Source organism: Microvirga sp. GCM10011540 (genome assembly GCF_042650665.1).
Taxonomy (GTDB): Bacteria; Pseudomonadota; Alphaproteobacteria; order Rhizobiales; family Beijerinckiaceae; genus Microvirga; species Microvirga lenta.
This window is the reverse complement of record NZ_JBHSBQ010000005.1, coordinates 61,375-80,567: the sequence shown is the minus strand read 5'-3', so window position 1 is coordinate 80,567 and position 19,193 is coordinate 61,375. Positions and strand designations below refer to the sequence as shown.

Annotated in this window: 17 protein-coding genes and 2 pseudogenes; 9 read left to right on the top strand and 10 right to left on the bottom strand. The window is 65.5% G+C overall.

The features are described from left to right. Positions 1 to 81: 81 nt before the first annotated feature. Positions 82 to 2,706: pseudogene (locus tag ACFOYU_RS00980) on the top strand (cadherin domain-containing protein); the annotation flags it as partial. A gap of 215 nt (positions 2,707 to 2,921) precedes the next feature. Here the strand turns inward: ACFOYU_RS00980 and ACFOYU_RS00975 are convergent. Together ACFOYU_RS00975 and ACFOYU_RS00970 are read right to left on the bottom strand one after the other, a co-directional pair. Then, positions 2,922 to 2,999 (bottom strand): annotated as a pseudogene (locus tag ACFOYU_RS00975) (cold-shock protein); the annotation flags it as partial. A gap of 222 nt (positions 3,000 to 3,221) precedes the next feature. Further along, positions 3,222 to 4,301, bottom strand: coding sequence for an alpha/beta fold hydrolase (locus tag ACFOYU_RS00970; protein WP_377032477.1), 1,080 nt, complete (start codon positions 4,299 to 4,301; stop codon positions 3,222 to 3,224). Positions 4,302 to 4,507: 206 nt separating this feature from the next. On the opposite strand from ACFOYU_RS00970, the gene ACFOYU_RS00965 reads away from it, so the two are divergent. Continuing rightward, positions 4,508 to 4,945 (top strand): YqaA family protein, encoded by a 438-nt coding sequence (locus tag ACFOYU_RS00965; RefSeq protein WP_377032122.1) that lies wholly within the window; start codon positions 4,508 to 4,510, stop codon positions 4,943 to 4,945. A 9-nt stretch (positions 4,946 to 4,954) separates the two neighbouring features. Here ACFOYU_RS00965 and ACFOYU_RS00960 read toward each other — a convergent pair whose 3' ends face one another. The 4 genes from ACFOYU_RS00960 to ACFOYU_RS00945 form a co-directional block, all read right to left on the bottom strand. Beyond that, positions 4,955 to 5,200 carry a hypothetical protein gene (locus tag ACFOYU_RS00960; protein WP_226739737.1) on the bottom strand — a complete coding sequence of 82 codons (246 nt, stop codon included), beginning with the start codon at positions 5,198 to 5,200 and terminating at the stop codon, positions 4,955 to 4,957. Between the two features lie 89 nt (positions 5,201 to 5,289). After that, a complete protein-coding gene (locus ACFOYU_RS00955; protein ID WP_226739739.1) occupies positions 5,290 to 6,126 on the bottom strand; it encodes a class I SAM-dependent methyltransferase in 837 nt (278 codons plus the stop codon). 540 nt (positions 6,127 to 6,666) lie between these two features. After that, positions 6,667 to 8,349, bottom strand: coding sequence for an autotransporter outer membrane beta-barrel domain-containing protein (locus tag ACFOYU_RS00950; RefSeq protein WP_377032121.1), 1,683 nt, complete (start codon positions 8,347 to 8,349; stop codon positions 6,667 to 6,669). Positions 8,350 to 8,441: 92 nt separating this feature from the next. Further along, complete coding sequence (locus ACFOYU_RS00945) at positions 8,442 to 9,434, bottom strand: hypothetical protein (protein ID WP_377032120.1); 993 nt, start codon at positions 9,432 to 9,434, stop codon at positions 8,442 to 8,444. A 232-nt stretch (positions 9,435 to 9,666) separates the two neighbouring features. On the opposite strand from ACFOYU_RS00945, the gene ACFOYU_RS00940 reads away from it, so the two are divergent. The 3 genes from ACFOYU_RS00940 (at position 9,667) to ACFOYU_RS00930 (ending at position 12,023) form a co-directional block, all read left to right on the top strand. Further along, complete coding sequence (locus ACFOYU_RS00940) at positions 9,667 to 9,960, top strand: hypothetical protein (protein WP_226739743.1); 294 nt, start codon at positions 9,667 to 9,669, stop codon at positions 9,958 to 9,960. Positions 9,961 to 10,186: 226 nt separating this feature from the next. Then, entirely contained in the window at positions 10,187 to 10,504 is a 318-nt protein-coding gene (gene sugE / locus ACFOYU_RS00935) for a quaternary ammonium compound efflux SMR transporter SugE (RefSeq protein ID WP_226739745.1), read from the top strand. Between the two features lie 25 nt (positions 10,505 to 10,529). Then, the gene (locus ACFOYU_RS00930; protein ID WP_377032119.1) at positions 10,530 to 12,023 is read left to right on the top strand and encodes a diguanylate cyclase domain-containing protein; all 1,494 of its coding nucleotides are present in this window, start codon (positions 10,530 to 10,532) and stop codon (positions 12,021 to 12,023) included. A 27-nt stretch (positions 12,024 to 12,050) separates the two neighbouring features. On the opposite strand, the gene ACFOYU_RS00925 is transcribed toward ACFOYU_RS00930, so the two are convergent. The 3 genes from ACFOYU_RS00925 to ACFOYU_RS00915 form a co-directional block, all read right to left on the bottom strand. Next, positions 12,051 to 13,421: a glutamate--cysteine ligase gene (locus ACFOYU_RS00925; protein WP_377032118.1), complete on the bottom strand. Its 1,371-nt coding sequence runs from the start codon at positions 13,419 to 13,421 to the stop codon at positions 12,051 to 12,053. Positions 13,422 to 13,615: 194 nt separating this feature from the next. Further along, on the bottom strand, positions 13,616 to 14,755 hold the full coding sequence (locus tag ACFOYU_RS00920) for a carboxylate-amine ligase (protein WP_377032117.1): 1,140 nt from the start codon (positions 14,753 to 14,755) through the stop codon (positions 13,616 to 13,618). Positions 14,756 to 14,928: 173 nt separating this feature from the next. Continuing rightward, positions 14,929 to 15,675, bottom strand: a complete 747-nt coding sequence (locus tag ACFOYU_RS00915) for a 16S rRNA (uracil(1498)-N(3))-methyltransferase (RefSeq protein ID WP_226739754.1) — start codon at positions 15,673 to 15,675, stop codon at positions 14,929 to 14,931. 290 nt (positions 15,676 to 15,965) lie between these two features. Here ACFOYU_RS00915 and ACFOYU_RS00910 point away from each other — a divergent pair, with 290 nt between their 5' ends. Both ACFOYU_RS00910 and ubiA read left to right on the top strand, forming a co-directional pair. Beyond that, positions 15,966 to 16,430, top strand: coding sequence for a hypothetical protein (locus ACFOYU_RS00910; RefSeq protein ID WP_226739756.1), 465 nt, complete (start codon positions 15,966 to 15,968; stop codon positions 16,428 to 16,430). Between the two features lie 15 nt (positions 16,431 to 16,445). Then, on the top strand, positions 16,446 to 17,384 hold the full coding sequence (gene ubiA, locus ACFOYU_RS00905; RefSeq protein ID WP_377032116.1) for a 4-hydroxybenzoate octaprenyltransferase: 939 nt from the start codon (positions 16,446 to 16,448) through the stop codon (positions 17,382 to 17,384). Positions 17,385 to 17,389: 5 nt separating this feature from the next. Here the strand turns inward: ubiA and ACFOYU_RS00900 are convergent, their stop codons facing one another. Beyond that, positions 17,390 to 17,857 carry a DUF6101 family protein gene (locus tag ACFOYU_RS00900; protein ID WP_226739760.1) on the bottom strand — a complete coding sequence of 156 codons (468 nt, stop codon included), beginning with the start codon at positions 17,855 to 17,857 and terminating at the stop codon, positions 17,390 to 17,392. Between the two features lie 228 nt (positions 17,858 to 18,085). Here ACFOYU_RS00900 and ACFOYU_RS00895 point away from each other — a divergent pair, with 228 nt between their 5' ends. Next, entirely contained in the window at positions 18,086 to 18,889 is an 804-nt protein-coding gene (locus tag ACFOYU_RS00895; protein ID WP_377032115.1) for an inositol monophosphatase family protein, read from the top strand. Between the two features lie 55 nt (positions 18,890 to 18,944). Continuing rightward, entirely contained in the window at positions 18,945 to 19,178 is a 234-nt protein-coding gene (locus tag ACFOYU_RS00890) for a DUF4170 domain-containing protein (protein ID WP_226739764.1), read from the top strand. The last annotated feature ends 15 nt before the right edge of the window (positions 19,179 to 19,193 follow it).

Genomic DNA, 19,193 nt, shown 5'->3' with positions numbered 1-19,193 from the left:
AACTGCCAGACAACATCAGGTGTTGATTGGCATTATATAATGTTACAGATTGCCTCTTACTGAACGTGAGGGGCATCTCAGATGACGCAATATATTTCGACGGTGGTCACGACCGAGGTCATTGCCTCGGACGATGACCCGAATGTGGTGGTCACTTCGACCGGCTCGATTCTTACAGAAGACGCAAACGGCATCAGCAACACCGGAAACTCGGCAAGCCATGCCAGGATCGACGGCTCGGTCTATGCAGCCGACACCGGCATTGTCTTTGCACACGATGGAAGTTCCGTCCGCGTCTCCGCCTCCGGCGTCATCGACAGTCATACGGCCGGCGTTCATCTCAGCGGCAGAGACAATACCCTGACAAATGCAGGTCAGATCCGCGCCTCCGATACCGGCGATCTGGCAGGCGGAATTCTCAATTCAGGCGTTTTCCTGAATTTCGGCGGCAATTCTGTCATCAACACCGGAATGATCACAGGCTTCTACGGCATTCGCGCAGGGCTTGAGGGATATCAGAACCAGATCGTCAACAGAGGTGTCATTTCAGGCACCGATGCTGCAATTGACCTCAACCTGGCAAACACACTGACCGGCAGCGATGTTCGTGCATCGGCCGTCGACCCTTCCCAATACGGCGTCTTCAACGACGGCGACATCATCGGCGGGACCATCGGAATCATTGGGCAAGGGCCGATGCGGGTGGTGAATTCGGGTTTGATCCAGGGGGGAACCATCGCCGTCGATTTGTTCAGTGGGCACGATGAGCAATCGACCCTGACGAATTCCGGGACCATCATCGGGGCTACTGCCTTCAAGGGCGGTTCGGGACGCGACCAAGTGTTCAACACCGGACGCATGGAGGGCAACCTGCAGTTCGGCAACGGTGCCGACCTCTATGATGGCCGCGGAGGTGTCGTGACGGGCCTCGTCTCACTCGAAAGAGGCAACGATACAGCTCACGGGGGTAACGGCAGCGATAACCTCGTCGGTGGCGACGGAAGTGACAGCCTCTTCGGCCATAGCGGAGACGACATACTCACCGGAGACGGCGATCTCCTGTTTCGCGGCGACGATCTCCTGGATGGCGGCGAGGGCGCGGACCAGATGGCAGGCGGTTTCGGCGACGACACCTACGTTATCGACAATGCGGGCGACGTCGTGACGGAAGCTGCGGACCAAGGAACCGACACCGTCAGGACCACGATTTCCTACACCCTCGGGGTCAACGTCGAAAATCTCGTCCTTACTGGTACGGAACGGCTCGACGACACGGGCAACGAGCTCGCCAACGCGATCACCGGCAATGACGGCGACAACCGCCTCGACGGCGGCGCCGGCGCAGATACCCTGATCGGCGGCGAGGGCAGCGACATCTATATCGTCGACGATGGCGGCGACGTGGTGCAGGAAGCGGCGGACGACGGAACCGACACCGTCCGCGCTTCGGTTAGCTTTACGCTCGGCGCCCATGTCGAGCACCTGCAGCTCACGGGCACCGGCAACCTTGACGGCACCGGCAGCGAAGGCGCCAACACGCTCACGGGCAATTCGGGCAGCAATGTGCTGCAAGGCGGAAAGGGCGACGACACGCTGGACGGCGGCGCGGGCCAGGACAAGGCCCTCTTCTCCGGCGCGATCTCCGACTACACCGTCATCCGAAACCAGGACGGCAGCGTCACGATCGTCGACAAGCGGGCAGACGAGGACGGCACGGACCTCTTGCGCAACATCGAGTTGGTGCAGTTCAGCAACGGCACGCTCTCGCTGGAGAACCAAGCGCCCGCGGCCCCGGCCGGCAGCTTCGTCGTCAACGAGGGCAAGGCGGCCGGCACGGTGGTGGCGAACCTGGCCGAAAAGGACGCGGACGGCGAGACGGTGACCTACACCTTCGAGGGCGGCGGAACGGTGAGCGCCGACAGCCGCTTCAAGATCGTCGGCAACCAGATCCTGGTGAATCAACCGTTCGGCGTGGACGAGGACGACACCGTCACCTATGCAGTGCGCGCCTCCGACGGCAAACTGACCACCGACGGCGGCGTCACCATCACGGTCCGGAACGTTGCGACCGGCGGCAACGCCCCGCCGGATGAGCCATCGGGCAGCTTCAGCATCGACGAGCGCTCCCCGGAGGGCGCAAGCGTGGCGACGCTCACCCGGACGGACGATGAGGGCGAAACGGTGACCTACACCTTCGCCGACGCACTTGCGGGTTCGAACGGCCTGATCAGCGCCGACGAGCGGTTCAAGATCGTGTTGGGCAACCAGATCCAGGTCAATCAGAACATCGAGGTTACGGCCGACGAGCCGGTCGATTACGAACTCATCGCCTCGGACGGCGAGGCCACTGCGAACGGCACCGTGCGGATCACCGTCAACAACGTGAACCGGGCGCCTGACATCGCGGCGGTGGAGGCCTCGGAGAACGGCACGGGCGGCACGGGCGACCACGCCGGCAAGGTCGTGGTGGCGGAGAATGCCGGGGCGGGCGTCATCGCCTCGACCACGGCGTCGGATCCGGACGGGCAGGCGCTGACCTATTCGCTGGGCGGCACCAACGGCACCTACGACGGTCTGTTCTCGATCAACGAGGACACCGGCGCGATCAGCGTGGCGAACGCCGAGCGCCTGGCTGTTGACCAGGACACGGACTACACTCTCACAGTGGTCGCCTCGGACGGTTCGGCCTCCGACACCCAGACCGTGACGGTGCGGGTGACGAACGTGAACCAGACGCCCGTCAACAATGCTCCATCGGCTCCTGTCCTAACCGGCACCGTAGCGGCGGAATATGCGGCGGCCGGTTCCCTGGTCGGCACGCTCTCGTCCACGGCCGATGCGGACGAGACCCTCACCTATCAGCTCCTCGACAATGCCGGCGGACGTTTCGCCCTCCAGGGCAATCAGATCCTGGTGGGNACGTCCTTGTCGCCATTGTCCGGCTGGATGAAGCCGAAGCCCTTTTGGTCGTTGTAGAATTTCACGGTGCCCGTGTTCATGGGATATTCCTCAGTCATGTGTCAGTGCACGTGGGCGCAAGGGCGTGGTAACGCACGGCCTCGAACCCGGTTCGTCGATGTTTGGAAGAGTGTCTGAACGTGCGCCTGGCATGCCAAGGCGTAACAGCCCGATTGTCCGGCCAAATGTCGATAAATGTTACATAGGCGTAACGGCGGCGGAATACAAGGGAAGCCTGCGTATTCCACCGCCATTGCGCCGCATCAGGGCCAGCGCGCCTCTACGGTTTCGCCTGTCGGCGCGGCGACGCGGGACCGTCTCGCCCGATGCACGGCTCGCTCCACGGCCTCGATCACCAGATCCGGCGCCGATTGGTGGCCCATATGGCCGATGCCCGGCATTTCCACGAATTCGCTGCCCGGGACATCGTGATGCAAGCGCTCGGAATGGCGTTCTATATCCACGATCCGGTCACCCGCGCCCGCGACGATCACGAGCGGAGCCGTGATCTCGTGGTAGCGGTGCTGGAGCTTGGCGGCCGACGGGATCATCAGCGCGACGTCCTCCGAGGCCGCGCGCAGGTGCGACGGCCTGAGGACCAGCTCCCGGGGGAAGTGCCTTGCGAAATGCTCCGGAACGGGTGCGGGATCGAAGATCTTGTCGAAGATCTGCGGAAGCATGAGGCTCGAGGTCACGGGCGCGATGGTATGGCGTATCACGTCGCCGACCACGGGAACGGCAGGCGGCGAGACGAGCAGCACATCCGCCCGCGGGGTCGGGTAGAAGTAGCCGGATTCCAGAACGAGGCTCTCCACGAAGGTAGGGAAATCCACGGCGAGCGCCGCTGCGACCATGGCGCCCCAGGAATGGCCGAGCACGTGGGCCCGCTCGACCCCGAGGCGTTGAAGCGCATCATGCATCAGCTTCGCCTGCGCCTGCGGGGTCCAGAGGCGGCGCGGCCGAGAGCTGTAGCCGAAGCCCGGGCGCTCGATCACGATCACCCGGTAGCGCTTGGCGAGTTCGTCCACCATGCCGCAGATCAGGAAATCCTGCATGAACGAGCCGTTGCCGTGAATGAGCGCAAGCGGTTCGCCCTGCCCGCGCTCGATGTAGTGCAGGCGGACGCCGTTGACGTCGATGAAGCGGCCGATGGGCGGGTGCAGCCGCTCCGCCTCCTTGGAACGTCGGTGCACGTAGAGCGCCGTCGCGCCCAGGGCCGCCGCCACTCCGCCGATCAGGGCGGGCGCAAGCCATGATCCGGAGGCCGGACGCGAACGCCCTGCGCGGTCGTGCTCTCGCGAGCCCCGCATCCCATGCGCGGTTTTACCCCTCGTCCTGTTCATGTCCTGCACGACGTCTCTCCTTGGCCATCAAGGATAGACAACGCGGAACACCGGCGGCAGTTGCTCACTTTTGCGGGAGGTGCTGGACATGGCACCCCGATGTGAGGATCTTGCCGTGTCGCTTCGCCGATGAATGACCGCCACGATCATCCTCCCCGCCCGCTCGACACGAGCACGATTTTGCCGGCAACAGAGATTCCGCCTTCATGCCCTCCTTTGCCGAATACGGCGCCCTTTTCACCGCGGCCTTTCTTTCGGCCACCCTGTTCCCGTTCCAGTCGGAAGCGGTGCTCTTCGCCATGCTTCTCTCCGACCGCTACTCGGAATGGCTGTTGATCGCGGTGGCGAGCGTCGGCAACACGCTAGGATCGGTGGTGAACTGGTTCCTCGGGCGGTTCCTCGCCCATTTCGAGGGGCGGCGCTGGTTTCCGGTCAAGCGCGAGCAGATGAAGAAGGCGGAGGGCTGGTATCATCGCTACGGCCGCTGGACGCTGTTCCTGAGCTGGATGCCCGTCATCGGCGACCCGCTCACGCTGGTGGCGGGGGTCCTGCGGGAGCCCCTGCCCGTCTTCATCCTTCTCGTGGCGGTGGCCAAGACGGCCCGATACCTGACGGTCGGGGCGCTGAGCCTCGGCTGGATGTGAGCCGGGGGCTCAAGGCCCCTGAACGCTCGCCCAGATCTCCTCCAAATGCTCCGGTTCGAGCACGTGCCCCGAAGCCGCGCGGATCACCGCGTGCTTGCCGGCCGGAGCCTCCTCGTTCATGGCCCAATGCACCGCTTCGCGCAGGGACGGGAACTCCCGGGCATCGCCCCAGTCGCGCTGCCTGTCGCCCTTGGATGCGCCGACGGTCTCGTAATGCAGCTGGGCCGGGGCATTCAAATCCGATTCTGTCAGCATGAAAGTCTCGCCTCCGGCTGTTCACGATCCGCCATGCCAACGGAATGCATGGCGCTGTCGTTCCGAGGCGGCTGCCGCTGGGGAAGGGATCAGGTCTTCACGGCCTCGATCAGGATGCTCACCAGCCGCTCCTCCATCATGTTGCGCACGAAGTTCTGGCGCCGCTCGATGAAGTCGTTGCCGAGGACGACCTGATTGGCCACCTGCTGCGCCATCGGAGGCGGCGTGGGTTCAGCCGTGCCGTTCTGCTGGGCCGGCGCGATGAACCTCTCGGTCTCGTCGATGAAATCGACGATGTGGAAACGCGCCTTGGTGAAGGTCTGCTGCAGAACCTGCGGCGGCACGAGGAAGCTGGCCGATGGGAAGCGCGCCCACGGCACCGGAAACCGGACGGGGCCGACGGGGCCGAGCGCGGCCTCGCTCCATACCAGATGCCCTCCCGGCTTCAGCACGCGGCGGATCTCGCGGCACAGATGCGCCTTGTCGACCACGTTCATGCCCACATAGAGGCAGAGCGCGGCGTCGAAGGTGTTATCCTCGAAGGGCATGGAGAGCGCGTCCGCCTCCTCGAACGAGACGCGGCGGTCCAGGCCGCAGCGTCGGGTCAGCTCGTTGGCCGTGGCCACGAATTCGGGCGTGATGTCGATCCCCGTCACCGCCACGTCGTAGGTCTGCGCCACGTAGCGCGCCGGCCCCCCGATGCCCGATCCGACATCGAGCACATGCATGCCCGGCGTCAGCCGCAGACGGCCCACATGCTCCCGCGTGGCAACGATTTCGCGCCCATGAAGCTGGTCGAACGGGTAGAGCATTTCGGCAGCGAGCTGATCGGTCCTGTGGCCCGCCTCGGCCACCGCTGCGAGCACCCGGTCAATGATGTCCGGACTGCCGTAGTTATCACGGACATCATCCCCGCGCTGCACCATCCAGGCCTCCCGAGCCCTCCACTCGGGCTCACACTTTGTTGATTCAGCCTAGCATTGAGCCCCTTGCCGGAAAGGCACTCTTTCGCGGTCATCCTTCGGGGGTGCAGGAATTATTGCACCGCCAAACAGGCGCGACATTTTGGACATTATAAAGACAAATTAGGAGTTTAAATGCGATACAATATGACATAACGTGTCGTTGCTGGCGGATTGAACGAGCCGGGCAAACGGCTCTCCGCGACAGATGCAACGACGATCGTGAGCGACCCGGACGGCAAGTTCCAGGTCGCCGGCAGTCGATCGGTTCCAAGGCCCACGACGCCTCCGACCGCATCATCTACAACAAGAAGACCGGCGCGGTGTTCTACGATTCCGACGGCACCGGAGCCGCGAAGGCCATCAAGTTCGCGATTCTGGACAAGAACCTTAAGCTGACCCAGTTCGACTTCTTCGCCATTTAGATCGGGCGGCCGAAGATCGTGACACGAAAGCCCCGCGGGAGCGCCCGCGGGGCTTTCATTGGCACACAGCCGATGGGCCTCAGAACCGAATGCTCAGGCTGCCGCGCAGGGTGTGCTCCTGGTTCTTCGCGCCGATGGCGCCGGTATAGGCGACGCCGAGCGTGACCTTCTCGCTCACCGCCCAGTTCAGCCCCGCTTCGGCCACGAGGCTATCCGTGTCGATGGGCGCGCCCGAGATGAGGAAGGGCGTGCTGCCGGACACGTAGGAGAAGGTTGCTTCCGGCACCGTGTCGCCGAAGGCATGGCGCCACCCGAGCATGCCCTTGAACGTGAGCAGGCCGGCGCTGGTCGGCAGGGTGGCGGTCAGGCGCGCTCCGAGGGTGGAGTAGGTGGTGTCGAAGGAATGGGCCTCGCCCATCACCGCGACGGCGGAGCCCTCCTCCATGATCGCGCGGCTGTCGATATGCACGTGCGCCAGGCCTGCGAAGGGCTCGATGACGAGGCGTTCGCTCAGCGGAATCGCGTAGCCGACCTCTCCGAAGGCCTGAACGGAATCCGTCGAGCTGCCGGAGAGCGTGGTGCCGGAAAAGCCCGTGAAGGCGATAGCCCGGTGCACGTCGACCTCGTGGTGGGCATAGGCCACGCCGCCCCGCAGGTTGAAGGCCCCGAGAGAGGCGGAACCGTAGGCGCCGATATGAAGGCTTTCGACCGTTCCGGAGGACGAGAGTCCCGCCACGTCGAAGCCGGTCGAGAAGTAGCCGGCCGCGAGCCCGAAGCGATAGGGCGTGCCGAGACCGCCATCGACGCCGAACACGACGCCGCCGGTAGTGCGCTCCACCGCCGCCGTGGTGGCCGTCGCATCCGTCGTGCCCCAGGAGCCGATGGCCTTGCCCCAGACGGCCCAATCCGTGTTCCGGGCAGGCGCAACGGCCACCGGCGCCGCGACGGCCTGCCTGTGCGCGGGCATGTCGGCCATGTAATCGACCTGCACGCCGTCGAGCGCCGCGAAGGTGGGCAACCCGCCCATGGAGCACCGCAGGCGGCAGAGGATGGCGGCGCGGAAGAGATCGTCGTGGCTCAAGATCACGCCCGTGGCGCTCACCAGCGCCTCGCCCGAGGTGAGGTCGAGAACGCGAGGCAGTTCGTCCTCCGTCACCGGCAGATAGGGATCGATGATCGGCCGGTCGGCGGGCATCGTGGAGGGCCGGATCTGCGGCAGCATGAGATAGATGTTGTTGCCGTCCTTCGTCAGGATCGGCCTGAAGAAGGCGAGGTTCGTGGTCACGCTGGAGAACTGCCCCGTCACGCCGCCCTGCGCCGAGAGGATCGTCCACCGGCTGCCCGGCCTGTAATCGCCCGGCAGGGCATTGACCTGGACGCGCCCCCCTTGAACCTCCGCCGTGCCGTTGGCCACGATTCTGTCGCTCTGCAGGCCCGCATCGAGGTCGACCCGGTAGATCGTGCCGTTGGCGATCAGCACGTTGCCGGTGACGTTCAGGATGCCGATTCCGCCCACGCCCGGCGTCAACGTGCTGCCGGACCGGGCGCTGATGCTGCCGACCGTTCCGGAGCCGCCGAGGGTCGCTCCCGAGAACACGGTCATGTCCGAGCCGCCCATGGACCCGATAACCATGAGCGTTCCCTCCCGGACGGCCCAGGGCATGGCGGCATCGTTGGTGCCGACCGTCGTCCAGGTCGAGGCTCCGACCTTCTCGTAATTCTCGAAGTGGCGGTACTGCGCCGCAGGGCCGATCTTGCTCACGTCGAAGGTGGCGTCTGTGTCGCCGCCGAGCGCAAAGGTATCCGTTCCGCTCTCGGCGTCGATGTAGCCGTCGATCTGCGACGAGGAGCCGATCAGGAAGTAATCGTCCCCGCTTCCCAGCTGCCCGGCGACGCCGCTGCGGGCGACGATGCGGCCGAAATTCTCGAACCGCTCGCTGCCACCCTCGAAGTGCAGGGCATCGCTCTGCCGGGTCTCGATGACGCCCGAGGCCTCGTTGACGAGACGCGTGCTCTGGCCGGAGGTCGTGCTGACCCAGATGCCGTAGGACGATGCGGCCCCGCTGGTGTGAACCGAGCCGCTGTTGACGACGGCGTTGCCGGTGCCTTGATCGATCTTGATCCGCTGGGCGTTGCCGCCGACGTTCTGATCGTGCCGCTGTTGGAGATCGCGTTGCGGCTTCCGGTCGCCCTCACGCCGTTGCTGAAGTCGCCGGACGTGGAGATCTGGTTCTCGTTCACGAGCGTGTTGTCGTCGCCCTTGGCTCTCATGCCTTCGGCGCCTCGCCCCGTGGTGACGATGCTGCCCCGGTTGGTGAGGGTGTTGGCTTTCCCCTCCCCGTACATGGCGCGGCCGGAGGATCCGGTCGTCCGCACGGTGCCTGCATTGGTCACGGCGTTCCGGTCCCTGACGGCGCGCAGCGCATCGGCGGACGTGCCTTCCGACGATGCCGTTCCGCGGTTGAGGATGACGCCCTGATGACCGACGATCTCCATCACGTCCGCCGCGTTTCCGTTCGTCGACAGGGTGCCGTCGTTGGTCAGCGAGGTGCGGTCGCCGGACCCGAGGATCGCGCTGAACGTATCGCCGTTGACCATCGCCTGTCCCTCGACCGTGACGGCTCCGTCGCTGTTGACCACGGCGAGCGGAGCATTGGTGGAGACGGACGTGCCGGAGCAGGCGACCGAATTGCCGTTCCGCACGCAGTCCGCCCAGGCGGGCCGACCCAGAACCAGGAGGGCGAGGACGCCGGCAGAGGCGCCTGCCATCAGACGGAATGTCAGATACTTCGCGGCTGTTCCGATACGCTGCCCTGGGGCATCACCACGCCTGTCGATCTTGATCATGAACTCCCTCCGAACTGCTTCGCAAGCTTCGCGGAGTTAGGTCTCGATCCGGACGGGAAACCTCTTCGTTCATATAGCTAACCATACGTAACCGTTGATAATTTTTGACCTCGCCTTGAGAAAATGCACAAATGACTGCGCCGCATCGTCGCCTTTCATACCCGCGAGGGTTGACGAGACGGCGCCCTCTGGAGTCCAGTCATCCGATGAGGAAATCCTGCAGGACGAATCGATGATGAGAGCCGTGCTCTCCGCCGCAATTTTCGCCTCCCTGACCGGGGCGGCCCTGGCCCAGGAGGCGTCGAAGCCCCTGCAACTGGTGGTGCGTCCCTCCGGCTACGACGCCGTTCAGAACGAGGCCAAGGAGCGGCAGGAGCGCCTGCTCAGGCGTCTGGAGCAGAGCAACCACATGATGCGTTCCATCTGCACTCATTGCGGCGACGAGTGGAAGCATCAGATCTATGCTCCGTTCCACCCCCTCGCGACCCTCGGCGGGACGCGGACGGCAGAGGAGCAGGGAAACTGAGCAAGCCGGCCCCTTCCGCCCCAGTCTCGGCCGCGCGCTCCGCCGGCGCATGGGTGCCGGCGCTCGCCGCAAGACGGAACTTAAGCAAAGTCGGCTTTGCAAGTCGCGAGCCTCGCAACAGATTGAGGCGGCAAAATCTTTCCTCTATACCTTTCGGAGTACGAGGACGACCTCGTGCTTTCCCGGCGATCGGTGGGGACGGCCCTGCCTGTGACGGAGCCCTGTCATGGCATGGACTTATCTCGTTCTCGCGGGCCTCTTCGAAATCGGCTGGGCTATCGGCTTGAAGTACACGGACGGATTCACCCGCATTCTTCCCTCCGTTCTCACGGCGGCCAGCATGATCGTCAGCGTCCTGCTGCTCGGCCTGGCGCTGAAATCCCTGCCCGTCGGCACCGGCTATGCCGTCTGGACCGGGATCGGAACGGTCGGAACCGCAATTCTGGGCATCATTCTCCTGGGGGAACCTGCGACGGCGGCGCGCCTCGCCTGCATCGGACTGATCGTGGCCGGCATTCTCGGCCTCAAGCTGGCCTCGGGCTAGCCCGGACGATCCGTCGGAGGGCACCATGGCGGCAGCACGTTCCATCAAGGCTTTGTCCTCGGCCCTGTGGCTGAAGGCATTCGTCGCCGTTGTCTGCCTGGCCATCGTGACCCTCGAAGGCTGGCGCGACTGGAACGAGCGCCAGGAGGAGTTCACGGCCATCGAGGCGTCGGTGACCAACCTCGCCAAATCCCTCACCCAGCACGTCGAGGACACCTTCGAACTGGCCGACGCCATTCTGGTCGACATCGTCGACCGCATCGAAAGGGGCGGCGCCTCCCCGGATGCGATCACGCAGATGGACGAGTTCCTGGCCGAGCGGATCCAAACCCTGCGCCGCTTCAAGACCCTGACCATCTACGGTGCGGACGGTGTGCTTCTCGGCAGCTCCCTGCCGGGCCACCGCTACAAGGTCGATGTCCGGGACCAGGCGTTTTTCCAGCATCACAGCACGACGCCCGCCGGGAGATGGTTCTTCGGCCCCCTCATCCGGGATCCGGTCGGCAGCGACTGGGTTCTGACGCTCTCGCGCCGCATCGACAAACCGGACGGCAGCTTCGGCGGCGTCGCCGTGGCGACCATTCCCCATCTCTACTTCGCGACCTTTTTCAGCCGTTTCGACGTGGGCATGCAGGGAACGATCACCCTGTTTCACACCGACGGCACCCTGCTCGTGCGCTTTCCCTCCCGGGAGAACGCCATCGGGCGCAACGTATCCTACGAGCCCTGGTTCAAGGATGGCGTCACCTGGGGATCCTTCGAGTACAAGTCCCCCATCGACGGGGTGGAGCGCATCAGCGGCTATCAGCGCAACCACATCTTTCCCATTGGCGTCCTCGCGTCGGTCGGCAGGGTCGAGGCCCTTGCGGATTGGAACCGGGAATTCGTGTACCGGGCCGTCGCCGTCCTGATCCTGGTCGGCCTCCTCGCCTATCTCGGATGGAGCCTCTCGCGGCAGCTGACCCGGCGCGAAAGGGCGGAAGCGGAGTTGTCCATCCTGGCGACCACCGACGGCCTGACCGGCCTCGCCAACCGCCGGACCTTCGACAAGGCTCTCGAAACCGAATGGTCCCGGGCGGCACGCCAGGGCACGCCGCTGGCGCTCCTGCTCATCGATATCGACCGCTTCAAATGCTTCAACGACTATTACGGGCACCAGGCGGGCGACGAGAGCCTGCAGACGGTGGCACGGGCGCTGTCGACGGCGGTGAAGCGCCCGGGCGATCTCGTGGCACGCTATGGCGGCGAGGAAATCGTCATTCTCCTGCCGGCGACCGATGCGGCCGGCGCCGCGGCGGTCGCGGAGGAGGCTCGGGCCCGGATCGAGGCGCTTGCCATTCCCCACAATGCCAATACGCCGTCCTGCGTGCTCACGATCAGCATCGGCACCGCGGCGGTCATGCCCGCTTTCGAGCAGCTCGACAGCGATCCCAAGATGCTGGTGACTCTGGCCGATCAGGCGCTCTACCAGGCGAAGCTCGAGGGCCGCAACAGGGTGTCCATGGCGGAGGCTGCGTGATCCTCTTTGCGCAGCCTCGGGCGGCGCTTAGAAAACGCATTCCTTGAAGGCCGGCATGACGGAGCCGCCCCAGGCTCCGTGATAGCGCTCCAGCAGACGCTCGGCCTGAGTGCGGCCCGATGCCACGATCTCCTCCACGAAGTCGAGGTGGCGCGTCTCGTCCCGCCCTTGGTCGTCCAGGAAGCCCCTGCGCGCGAGGCCCGCCCGCGCGAGAGCCAGCGCGTCGCCGGCAACGTCGCGAACCGGACGGCCCGCGATGGAGGCGTTGAGGGCGAATTTCGGAACGTCGGCGCGCAGACGCTCCCGCTCCTCGGCGCTCCAGCCCTTCACCAGTTCCCAGGCCCCGTCGAGGGCGGCCTCGTCGTAGAGCAGTCCGGTCCAGAAGGCGGAGAGCGCCGCGATATGCTCGGGCCCACCGACATCCGCGCCGCGCATCTCGAGATAGCGCTTGAGCCGCACCTCCGGAAAAAGGGTGGAGACGTGGTTCGCCCAGTCGGAGCGGGTGGCGCGCTCGCCCGGCAGTTGCGGCAGCTTGCCCGCGAAGAGATCGCGGAACGAAGCGCCCGCGACGTCGTGATAGGTGGAGTCCCGCTTCACGAAATACATGGGCACGTCGAGGGCCCAGTCCACATAGGCCTCGTAGCCGAAACCGTCCTCGAACGCGAAGGCCATCATGCCCGTGCGGTCGGCGTCCGTATCGCGCCAGATGTGCGAGCGCATGGACAGGAAGCCGTTGGGCTTGCCGTCCGTGAAGGGCGAATTGGCGAAGATGGCGGTGGCGATGGGCTGAAGCGCGAGCGAGACCCGCAGCTTCTTCACCATGTCGGCCTCGGACGCATAGTCCATGTTCACCTGCACGGTGGACGTGCGGTACATCATGTCGAGGCCGAGTTTGCCGACCTTCGGCATGTAGTTCGTCATGATGCGATAGCGCGCCTTCGGCATGACCGGCGTCTGGTCCCGCGTCCAGAGCGGGCTCATCCCGAGCGTCAGGAAGCCGATTCCGAGGCGCTCGCCCACGGCCTTCACGTCCTCCAGGTGCTGCGCCGTCTCGGCAGCCGTCTCATGGAGCGTCTTCAGGGGTGCGCCCGACAGCTCGAACTGCCCGCCCGGCTCGAGAGAAATGGCCCCGCCCCCGCCCTCGTCGAAGAGGCCGATGGGATGGTCGTCCTCCATGATGGGCTGCCAGCCCGTGCGGCTCTCCATGCCCTCCAGCAGGGCGCGAATCCCCCGCTCGCCGTCATAGGGAACGGGAGAGGCATCGGCCGTGTAGAAGGGCACCTTCTCGTGCTCCGTGCCGAGTCGCCATGAACCGCGGGGCTTCTCGCCGGACGCGATCCATTCCACGAGCTCCGACCGCGCGCCGATGGGGGTCGCATCGGATACGTCGCGCGCCATGCATCACCTCATGAAGAAAAGCGCGGTCGAGATACCGCGCTGAATCAGGTCGAGTGTAGATAGGCGCCTTAATGCCAAGCTGCAACGTGAGACAAAGATACAAAGACGCAGGATCGGGCACTTGTTCCCGGGTGTCGGAACGCGGCGGCCCGTGCGAGAGCCGCCGCTTCATCCTCACCCTCCGGGACCGGCCTTCAGTGCCGGACCATCGGCTCGCCGACGGTCTCCGCGGAGAGCCAGTCGACGACGCCGGACAGCGCATCCCGGCTCGACAGGCCGCGCCCCAGGGCTTCGGTATAGAGGGTCAGCTGCTGGTCCGCGCTGGTGCCGCGGGCGACGATCCAGCGCGCGAGGTCCAGTTCGCGCTCGCAGCCGAGGGCCTTGGCGTCCTCGGCCACCAGGTCCAGGGTCTCCTCCAGAATCTGCCGCACGGGCTTGGCGCTCCGGGACGCCTCGTCGACGAAGCTGCCGTGGATGCCGTAGCGCTGGGCGCGCCAGCTGTTCTCGTCGTTGATCGCGCGCGACGCTCCCGTCTGGCCCGCATTGAGCTTCGGGTCGCGGTCGAGGTGCCGCACCAGGCAGCGGTAGAGGGCCGCGATGGCGAGGGTGTCGTCGACGCGGGTGCAGCTGTCGGCCACGCGCAGCTCCAGGGTGGGGTGCTTCAGCGACGGGCGGATGACCCACCAGACATAGCTCGAATTCTCGATGGCGCGCGCCTCGACGAGCGTGTCGATGTAGCGCTGGTAGTCCTTGGCGCCGTCGAACAGGTCCGGCAGGCCCGTGCGCGGCAGCTCGCGGTAGGCGGCCAGGCGATAGCCGAGCAGGCCCGTGCGCTGCGACTGCCAGAACGGCGAGGACGTGGAGAGCGCGAGCAGAAGCGGCAGGTAGGGCTGGATCCGGTTCATGATGTCCACGCGGGCCGCGAGGTCCGGCACCTCCACGTGGACATGCATCCCGCAGAGGATCATGCGGCTGCCGATCATCTGCAGGTCGTGCATGACCTTGCCGTAGCGGGGCTGGAGATTGGCGCGGACCCGCGACCAGATGGCGACCGGGTGCGTGCCCGACGCCATGACGGACAGTTTGAAGTCGCGGGCGATGGCCCCGACGGAGGAGCGCAGGGTCGTGAGCTGCGAGCGCGCATCGGCGAAATCGAGCGCCGGCTTGGTCGCGATCTCGATCTGAGGCTCGAGCATCTCAGGCTGAATGTCTTCCGAAAGCTTTTCCCGGCAGGCTTCGAAGAATTCCTTGATCCTGCCCCGTGCGATGTCTCGCTTGGACGCATCGTTGACGAAGTATTCCTCTTCGATGCCGAACTTGTAGTCCCCGCTCATTTCCTGAGCTCCTCTGAATTATTATTTTGGCGTTCGTTCATTTAGGTGATGTTCTTGTGACCATGCGCTCCAACCTCCCCTGCAATGAGGCGAGATTGGGGCCATTGGGCGTGAAACTGCTAAGCTGCTGCAGCTAGAGGCAGATCGGCACGAGCCATCGTCGGATGGTCGGATCAGCCCCAGTCTCCAAGCACGGACTGAACGACCGCCAGGGCCGCCACGGCGGCGGTGTCGGCGCGCAAGATTCGCGGTCCCAACGATACGCGGACACTACTTTCGTGGGCGGCAACAAGCGCTCTCTCCGAATCGGTAAAGCCCCCTTCGGGACCCACGACAACGGCAAGACCGGGCTTCTTGTTCCCGAAGCTTGACAGGGCCTCGACCGGATTGGCGACGGGGGCGTCCTCGTCGCAGAAAACCAGCAGCCGCTCCTGCTCCAAGTTCTTGACGAAGCTCTCCAAATCCGTCTCCTCCCGAACCTCCGGAAGGGTGATGATCCCGCACTGCTCCGCTGCCTCGACGGCGTTACTCCGCATGCGCTCGAGGTTGACCCGCGTGCTCTGGGTGCGCCGCGTGATCACCGGCTGGAGAACCCCCGCTCCCATCTCCACGGCCTTCTGCACCATGTAGTCGAGCCGGGCGTGCTTGAGCGGCGCGAAGGCATAGACGAGATCGGGGCGCGGGGTCTGCGCGCGCGTCTGCTCGGCGCAGACGAGGTCCGCCGCCTTCCGGCCCTCCACGGAGATCTCGGCGCGCCACTCGCCGTCTTCGCCGTTGAAGATCAGGACCGGGCTGCCGGCCTGAAGGCGCAGGACGTTGAGGAGGTAGTTGGCCTGCCCCCTGTCGAGGGAGATGCGGGCGCCCGCCCGGAGCGGGACGTCGACGAACAGGCGGGGAGCGTTGAAATCGTAAGCAGCCATGGAATCTCTGGAAGCGCCCGGCAGGCGACGGAGAAGGTTTCGAGGCAAAGCGGCTTCTGCTGCAAGGAGCCCTGCATTGCTGCGGAGATGCCGCTTCGGTTAAGACAGTTCTTAACAATTTAACCTACCGTGGGGGAGAGGACGGGCGGCGCGGTCACACGGAATTTAGGTGCGCCGGAACACGCCATGTCCTATGCGGGGCCATTCGCCGCTTGGCCTGGGGGGCCTTAACCTGTTAACAGAACACCGGCCCGCGAGACGTCGCGCGCTTGTTTGTAAGGACTTTGCCAATGACGCATCTCCGTTCGCACCTCACGGCTGCGTTTGCCCTTGCGGGCATTTTCATGGCTGCTCCCGCCGTCGCACAGTCGAGCTCGTGCCAGGACGCACAGAAGTTCCTGACCGAGCGCCAGAGCCTGATTCAGCAGATCAACAAGCTCGGCGGCGAAGGCAAGAAGAAACAGATCGACCCCCGCGCCGCCTGCGGCATCTTCACGAAGCTCGTCTCGAACGGTGACAAGGGCGTGAAGTGGATCACGGCCAACAAGGACTGGTGCCAGGTTCCCGACCAGTTCGCGCAGAGCTTCACGGAAGATCACAAGCGCGCCCAGAACATGAAGACGCAGGCCTGCCAGGCGGCCGCCAAGGTGGCCGAGATGGAGAAGCGGGCGAAGCAGGCGCAGCAGCAGGGCAACGGCCTGCTCGGCGGCGGCGGCCTCACCGGCTCCTACAGCATCCCGAAGGGCGCTCTCTAAGGAGGGCGCACCCGCATGGACCGCCCGGTCGCCTCGTCCCTTCCCGACGCCGTCCGGGGCCATTGGGCCGACCGCTGGGCGCCTGTCCGGTTCAGACCCTATCTCCGCCTCGCGCGCATCGAGCGGCCCATCGGCTGGTGGCTTTTGCTGCTGCCCTGCTGGTGGTCGGCCGCCCTCGCGGCCATCGCCGCCGGCCAGCCCTGGCCGAATCCCGTTCACTGCGTCCTGTTCCTGATCGGCGCCGTCGCCATGCGCGGCGCGGGCTGCACCTACAACGACATCGTCGACCGCGACCTGGACACGCGGGTGGAGCGGACCCGGGACCGCCCCCTTCCCTCCGGACAGGTCAGCCTCAAGGGGGCGCTTGCCTTTCTGGCCCTGCAGGGCCTGGTCGGTCTTGCGGTGCTTCTTCAGTTCAATGCCTTCGCCATCGCGACGGGCTTCGCCTCCTTAGGCGTCGTGGCCCTCTATCCCTTCATGAAGCGCTTCTTTTGGATGCCGCAGATCGTGCTGGGGCTGGCTTTCGCCTGGGGCGCCCTGATGGGCTGGGCCGCGGCCTTCGGCTCCCTGAGCCCGGCGGCGGTCGCGCTCTATCTCGGCAGCATCGCCTGGGTGGTGGGCTACGACACCATCTATGCGCTGCAGGATATCGAGGACGACGAGATCGCCGGCATCAAATCCTCCGCCCGCTTCTTCGGCGAGCGGGTACGGCTGGGCGTCGCCGCCTGCTACGTGCCGACCGTCCTGTTCATGGCGGCGGCCTTCATCCTGGCGGATGCGGGGCCGGTCGCCTTCGCGGGGCTGGCCCTCTTCGCCCTTCATCTCGCCTGGCAGGTCGCCCGGATCGACCGCACCGACGGCGCGGGCGCCCTGCGCCTGTTCCGGTCGAACAGGGATGCCGGCCTGATCCTGTTCGCGGCCATGGCGCTCGAAAGCTTCGTGAGGGCTCTTTAGAAACCTCAGATCCCCTGTCTCGGGACGATCTCCGCCTCCCGGAAGATCCGCGGACGCTGCGGGAAGCAGCCCGTCTTGCGCCGGGTCAGGAAGCGCGGGCGGCGGGAGGTGAGCAGCTTGTGCCGGCTGCGCGGCCAGAGCGGCCCCACCTGCAGGCGCCCGACCTGACGGCACAGGGCCATGACCGAGCCGTTCGAGAACCTGACCGTCAGCGGCAGCCCCGCTGCCGCGCCGAGCGCGCGCCACTCCGCCACCACGTCCTCCTCCGCGTAGGGGCCGAGGGTCAGGAGCGCCTTCGTGCCGTCGAGGAGCACGAGGTGGAAGCCGCTCCCCTCGGGATCCGCCTGGAGGGCAAGAGCCGTCGCGGCCGCTCCGAGCCTGCCGATGATCCCGACCGGAAATGGTGCCTTAACCGTCCGGCCGGAGCCGCCGGCCAGGGAAAAAATGCCGGTCTTGTGTGTCGCCTGTCCCATGCGTGACGCCCTGTTCGAGTTCACCGACGGCCTCTGACGGACCGCTCATCATGGGGGCAATCTGGACCCCGCCCCGTAGGAAAGAGCTTAAAAGCTTCGGTTAAGGGAGGGTTGCCGCCCGCCTTTCGGAGGCGATGCTCAACAAAACCTTGCATCTCGCCGGAAAAGAGCGGCTGTGGTAATCGGCCCCGGTGGCATCTTCCGCCGCCCCTCCCCATCTTGCATCCGATGCTTGCTCCTTCATCCGAAATCATTTCCTCCCTCGGTCAGGCCGTGCGGGACGCCGCGCGCCAGGCCGGCGCCATGGCCCTGCCCTTCTACCGCTCCGGCGCCCAGACGGCGGCGCGCCTCTGGTACAAGGACAAGTCCTCGCCGGTCACCGAAGCGGACATCGCCCTCGACACCTTCCTGAAGGAGCACCTGTCCGGCCTGCTGCCGGAGGCGGCGTGGCTGTCGGAGGAGACGGCCGACAATCCCGAGCGTCTCGACCAGCGCTGCGTCTGGATCGTCGATCCGATCGACGGCACCCGGGCCTTCTCGACCGGCCATCCGGACTGGTCGATCTCCATTGCCCTCGTCCTGGAGGGGCGGCCCGTGCTGGGCGTGATCTATGCCCCCATCCACGACCACCTCTACGAGGCCGTTCTCGGCGGCGGGGCCTGGTGCAACGGCCGAAGGCTCAAGGTTTCGGAAGCCGAACGGCTGGACCGCGCCCGCGTGGCCGGCCCCAAACCGCTCATGGACAGATTCGCGCGCAGCGCGGGAGCGATCCAGCCCCTGCCCAAGGTGCCCTCCCTGGCCCTGCGCCTCGCCCGGGTCGCGGACGGATCCATCGATGTCGGCCTGGTTTCGTCGAACGCCCACGACTGGGATATCGCCGCCGCGGACCTGATTCTCCACGAGGCCGGCGCCCTTCTGACCGACTTCGGCGGACAGGCTCCCATCTACAACAGGCCTCAACCGCGCCACAACGAGATGGTTGCCGTTGCGTCACGGTTGCATCCGCGTGCTATTGGAGCCATGAGGACCTGAAAAGGCCAGCCTCAGCAGCAACCCTTATGCCTTCCGTTAGGAGACCCTAATCCCCATGACCGACCTGCCTGGCAAGCAACTCCTTCACCTGGTTTTCGGCGGCGAGCTCACCAGCCTCGATTCCGTCGACTTCAGGGATCTCTCGCAGCTGGACATCGTCGGGATCTTCCCGAACTACGCCAGCGCCCACGCGGCGTGGAAAGCCAAGGCGCAGGCGAGCGTCGACAACGCCCATATGCGCTACTTCATCGTTCACCTTCACCGCCTGCTGGACCCGCAGCAGGGCTGACCTCCCAAAGCCGCG

Excerpts from the sequence above, each read along its gene's own strand:
- ACFOYU_RS00920 (WP_377032117.1), bottom strand. The coding sequence starts at position 14,755 with ATGAGCGGGGACTACAAGTTCGGCATCGAAGAGGAATACTTCGTCAAC.
- ACFOYU_RS00965 (WP_377032122.1), top strand. The coding sequence starts at position 4,508 with ATGCCCTCCTTTGCCGAATACGGCGCCCTTTTCACCGCGGCCTTTCTT.
- ACFOYU_RS00970 (WP_377032477.1), bottom strand. The coding sequence starts at position 4,301 with ATGAACAGGACGAGGGGTAAAACCGCGCATGGGATGCGGGGCTCGCGA.
- sugE (WP_226739745.1), top strand. The coding sequence starts at position 10,187 with ATGGCATGGACTTATCTCGTTCTCGCGGGCCTCTTCGAAATCGGCTGG.
- ubiA (WP_377032116.1), top strand. The coding sequence starts at position 16,446 with ATGGACCGCCCGGTCGCCTCGTCCCTTCCCGACGCCGTCCGGGGCCAT.
- ACFOYU_RS00925 (WP_377032118.1), bottom strand. The coding sequence starts at position 13,421 with ATGGCGCGCGACGTATCCGATGCGACCCCCATCGGCGCGCGGTCGGAG.
- ACFOYU_RS00960 (WP_226739737.1), bottom strand. The coding sequence starts at position 5,200 with ATGCTGACAGAATCGGATTTGAATGCCCCGGCCCAGCTGCATTACGAG.
- ACFOYU_RS00915 (WP_226739754.1), bottom strand. The coding sequence starts at position 15,675 with ATGGCTGCTTACGATTTCAACGCTCCCCGCCTGTTCGTCGACGTCCCG.
- ACFOYU_RS00945 (WP_377032120.1), bottom strand. The coding sequence starts at position 9,434 with ATGATCAAGATCGACAGGCGTGGTGATGCCCCAGGGCAGCGTATCGGA.
- ACFOYU_RS00910 (WP_226739756.1), top strand. The coding sequence starts at position 15,966 with ATGACGCATCTCCGTTCGCACCTCACGGCTGCGTTTGCCCTTGCGGGC.
- ACFOYU_RS00955 (WP_226739739.1), bottom strand. The coding sequence starts at position 6,126 with ATGGTGCAGCGCGGGGATGATGTCCGTGATAACTACGGCAGTCCGGAC.
- ACFOYU_RS00940 (WP_226739743.1), top strand. The coding sequence starts at position 9,667 with ATGATGAGAGCCGTGCTCTCCGCCGCAATTTTCGCCTCCCTGACCGGG.
- ACFOYU_RS00895 (WP_377032115.1), top strand. The coding sequence starts at position 18,086 with ATGCTTGCTCCTTCATCCGAAATCATTTCCTCCCTCGGTCAGGCCGTG.
- ACFOYU_RS00930 (WP_377032119.1), top strand. The coding sequence starts at position 10,530 with ATGGCGGCAGCACGTTCCATCAAGGCTTTGTCCTCGGCCCTGTGGCTG.
- ACFOYU_RS00900 (WP_226739760.1), bottom strand. The coding sequence starts at position 17,857 with ATGGGACAGGCGACACACAAGACCGGCATTTTTTCCCTGGCCGGCGGC.
- ACFOYU_RS00890 (WP_226739764.1), top strand. The coding sequence starts at position 18,945 with ATGACCGACCTGCCTGGCAAGCAACTCCTTCACCTGGTTTTCGGCGGC.